Annotated in this window: 4 protein-coding genes and 1 pseudogene; 3 read left to right on the top strand and 2 right to left on the bottom strand. The window is 64.8% G+C overall.

What is annotated here, in order from left to right; all coding sequences use genetic code 11:
• Positions 1-198: pseudogene (locus Q8K05_RS06265) on the top strand (YihA family ribosome biogenesis GTP-binding protein); the annotation flags it as partial.
• Positions 199-297: 99 nt separating this feature from the next.
• A complete protein-coding gene (locus tag Q8K05_RS06270) occupies positions 298-1242 on the top strand; it encodes an alpha/beta fold hydrolase (RefSeq protein WP_305245653.1) in 945 nt (314 codons plus the stop codon).
• An 83-nt stretch (positions 1243-1325) separates the two neighbouring features.
• Here Q8K05_RS06270 and Q8K05_RS06275 read toward each other — a convergent pair whose 3' ends face one another.
• Both Q8K05_RS06275 and Q8K05_RS06280 read right to left on the bottom strand, forming a co-directional pair.
• Complete coding sequence (locus Q8K05_RS06275) at positions 1326-2225, bottom strand: lipid A biosynthesis acyltransferase (protein ID WP_305245654.1); 900 nt, start codon at positions 2223-2225, stop codon at positions 1326-1328.
• Complete coding sequence (locus Q8K05_RS06280) at positions 2225-3085, bottom strand: lysophospholipid acyltransferase family protein (protein ID WP_305245655.1); 861 nt, start codon at positions 3083-3085, stop codon at positions 2225-2227. Before Q8K05_RS06280 ends, Q8K05_RS06275 begins: the two co-directional genes overlap by 1 nt.
• Positions 3086-3254: 169 nt before the next feature.
• Here Q8K05_RS06280 and Q8K05_RS06285 point away from each other — a divergent pair.
• Positions 3255-3754 (top strand): S-adenosylmethionine synthetase N-terminal domain-containing protein (locus Q8K05_RS06285; protein WP_305245656.1); only part of this gene is annotated, 500 nt, incomplete at its 3' end.

The raw sequence follows: 3754 nt of genomic DNA on the forward strand, positions 1-3754 counted from the left end.
GCCAAGGCGCTGTCCATTGTCAGGCTGCAGGCCGGCGGCGGCGATGTCAAACTCTTTTCGGCGCTGAAGCGGCAGGGCGTTGAGGAAGTGGCCCAGCACCTGTGGGACTGGGCGCACCCACCGGAAAAGCCGGTGAAACCAGCCAAAGCCGTGCCAGACGCCGAAGAAGCCGACCCGCCCGCGCCCGCCGAATCCTGAAAGCGGCTGGTGCTGCATTGTGGGCGGCTGCATTTTTAAGTAAAAAGTGGCTGTAGCCCATATAGGAATGGCGCAAGCCGCTATAAATAGCGCAGCGCCATGATTGAAACCAGTTTGCAGACCCTGCCGCACGGCATCATCCTGTCGTGCCGCAGCACTGGCGCCAAAGGCCGGCCGGTGCTGATGTTTCTGCACGGTTTTCCGGAAGCGGCCTTTGTCTGGGACGGGCTGCTGGCGCATTTTTCGCAACCCGAGCACGGTGGTTATCGCTGTATTGCGCCCAATCTGCGCGGCTTCGAACGCTCGAGCGCGCCCGCTGGCGTGGCCGCCTACCGGCCCAGACACCTGGTGCAGGACATTGCGGCGCTGATTGAGCTGGAGGGTGGCCAGCTCGAATGCCTGATCGCGCACGACTGGGGCGGCGCGGTGGCCTGGAACCTGGCGGCGGCGCAGCCGGCCTGCATGAAAAAGCTGGCCATCATCAACTCGCCGCACCCGGGCACTTTTTTGCGTGAGCTGCAGCACTCACCGGCCCAGCAGGCCGCCAGTGCCTACATGAATTTCCTGATCCGCCCCGACGCCGAAGCGCTGCTGGCCGAAGATGATTTCCGCCGGATGTGGGCGTTTTTTACCGCCATGGGCGCAGCAGACGGCCCGCACGCGTGGCTGACCGAGGCCGTCAAGGCGCAATACCGGGCGGTCTGGACCCAGGGGCTGACCGGCCCCTGCAACTATTACCGGGCCTCGCCCTTGCGCCCGCCCCGGCCCGGGCCACCGCACCACGACCCTGCGGCGGCGGCCGTGACGATTCCCCGGGCGATGCTGGAAGTCCACCTTCCCACGCTGGTGATCTGGGCCATGGACGACACCGCCCTGCCCCCTGCGCTGTTGGACGGACTGGACGACTTTGTGCCGCAAATGACCTTGCGCCGCGTGGACGGTGCCACGCACTGGATCGTGCACGAACAGCCTGCGCTGGTGGCAGCTTACCTGCAGGAATTCCTGCGCCAAGCCCCTTTTTCACCGCGCCAGCTTGCTACTTAAATAATAGCACTAAAAGTCCTTACTGCAAGGGCTAGCGGCCTGAAAGGCTTAAGAAATCAGGGGTAACCGCATGCTGCTGCCGATCAATACAACGAGGGCTCGCCGTCAGGTCGGGTCTTGAAGCGCTTGTGGACCCAGAAGTACTGCGCCGGCATGGTGGCGATGTAGTCCTGCAGGCGGGCATTCATGCGGGCGGTGTCGCGCACCGGATCATCGGTCGGAAAATCGTCCCAGGCAGGCAGCACCTGCACCTCGTACCCGGCCTGGGTCAGGCGCGGCAACAGCGGCACCACCCTGGCCCGGCCCAGTCGGGCAAAGCGCGACAGCGACGGCACGGTCGCGGTCTGCAGGCCATAAAACGGCACAAACACGGAGTCTTCAGCGCCAAAATCCATGTCCGGCAGCAAGTACAGCGGCTGCCCCTGCCGCAGTGCGGCCACGATGGGTTTGACGCCCTCGACCCGTCCAAACAGGCGCAAATGGCCAAAGCGCTGGCGGCCGCGCAGTATCCACTGGTCCACCAGCTTGTTCGACTGGTCGGTGTAAATGGTGGTCGACAGCCGGGGCACCGCCAGGGCCACGCCGGCCCAGGCCGCATCCAGGCCCACAAAATGCGGCAGAAAAATCACCGTCGGGTCCGTACCCGCCAGTTCCTGCACGGCGCCGGTCAGCTGCACGCGCCGCTGCACCCAGCGCTTGGGCGCATGCCACAGCCAGGCCCGGTCCAGCCAGGCTTGCGCGAAGTAAATAAACGTGTCCTGCGTCAGCGTGCGCCGCTCGGCCTCGGAGCGTTCGGGAAAACACAGGGAAAAATTGGCCTGCACCACCCGGCGGCGCGACCCGACCACGGCATACAAGGCCCAACCGAGCCCGGCGCCCAAGGCCCGTATCCACGGCAGCGGCAAAAAGGCCAGCAGCTGCATGAAGCCAATGCCGGCCCGGGTGGTCAACTGACTGAAAAAACGGAACAACAAACGGAGCATCAAAGGGTTTCCTTGCGGGGCGTCTTGTAGCGTGCGTAGCCCCACAAATACTGGCCGGGCTGGCGCAGCACAATGGTTTCGACCGCCTGGTTGATCAGCGTGACAGCCTGCAGCAGGCCCGATTTTCCGGCCTGCTGCAGGCCAGCCACTGGCGGCCAGATTTTCAGCACATAACCACGCCCGCGCGGCAGGCGTTCGCAGCTCACGGGCAGCAGCGCCGCCCCGTTTTGCAAGGCCAGCCGGGCCGCCAGCGTCATGGTGTAGGCCGGCTGGCCCAGAAACGGCGCCCACACGCCCAGCCCCTCGGGCGGCACCTGGTCGGTCAGCAGGCCCACGGCCCGATTGAGCTTCAGGGCTTTGTGCATCAGGCGAATGCCGCTCAGGCTGGCTGGCACCAGGCTGAGGTTGAGCCGGTTGCGGGCCAGTTGCTCCAGCCGGGCCAGCCAGGCCTTGCGGGCCGGCCGGTACATGGCCGTGAGCGGGCCATGGTCCGGCCCGTAAAGCTCGGCCAGCGCCTGCGGTCCGAGCTCAAAGCAGCCGCTGTGGGCCCCAAAAAAAATCACGCCCCGGCCCTGCGCAAACGCCTGATCGGCATGGTGCCGGCCTTCAACCTGGATACCGGTCAAACACGACTGCGCAGGCGGCCGCAGCCACAGCCGGGGCAGCTCGGCCACAAAGCGCCCGGCCTCGGCAATCGCGGGCCGTGCCACCTCGAACGGCAGGCCGGCCTGCGCCACATTGGCCCGAAACTGCGCACGGTAGCGCGGGCTTAACGCCCAGACCAGCCAGCCCAGCGCGCCGCCCAGCGCCTGCAGGGCAGCCAGCGGCCAGACCGAGAAAAAACGAAATAACCAGAGCATGTAAAGGGGTGTTGAAAAGCGGAGCCGGCCAAAAACGCGGCGTCTTATAATTTGGCCTGTCGCCGAGTTACTGAACAACTTGCAGGGCGACATTAAACCAAACTGCTAAAGCGTTCGCCGAGGCACTCCCTGCCGGCAACGCGCCGACAAACCTCATGGAGTGTACGCAATGGCGAACGATTTTCTCTTTACATCCGAATCCGTCTCCGAAGGCCATCCCGACAAGGTCGCCGACCAGATTTCCGACGCCATCCTGGACGCCGTCTTCAAGCAGGACCCGCTCAGCCGGGTTGCCGCCGAAACGCTGACCAACACCGGCCTGGTCATGCTGGCCGGTGAAATCACCACCAACGCGGTGGTCGACTACATCCAGGTGGCGCGCGACACCCTCAAGCACATCGGCTACGACAACACCGAGTACGGCATTGACTACAAGGGCTGCGCCGTGCTGGTGGCCTACGACAAGCAAAGCAACGACATCGCCCAGGGCGTGGACCATGCCAGCGACGACCAAATGAACATGGGGGCCGGCGACCAGGGCCTGATGTTTGGCTACGCCTGCGACGAAACGCCCGAACTGATGCCCGCGCCGATTTACTATGCGCACCGGCTGGTCGAGCGCCAGGCCCAATTGCGCAAGAATGGCCGCCTGCCCTTCTTGCGCCCGGA

Source organism: Polaromonas sp. (assembly GCF_030682935.1).
Lineage (GTDB): Bacteria > Pseudomonadota > Gammaproteobacteria > Burkholderiales > Burkholderiaceae_C > Polaromonas.

Excerpts from the sequence above, each read along its gene's own strand:
- Q8K05_RS06270 (WP_305245653.1), top strand. The coding sequence starts at position 298 with ATGATTGAAACCAGTTTGCAGACCCTGCCGCACGGCATCATCCTGTCG.
- Q8K05_RS06275 (WP_305245654.1), bottom strand. The coding sequence starts at position 2,225 with ATGCTCCGTTTGTTGTTCCGTTTTTTCAGTCAGTTGACCACCCGGGCC.
- Q8K05_RS06280 (WP_305245655.1), bottom strand. The coding sequence starts at position 3,085 with ATGCTCTGGTTATTTCGTTTTTTCTCGGTCTGGCCGCTGGCTGCCCTG.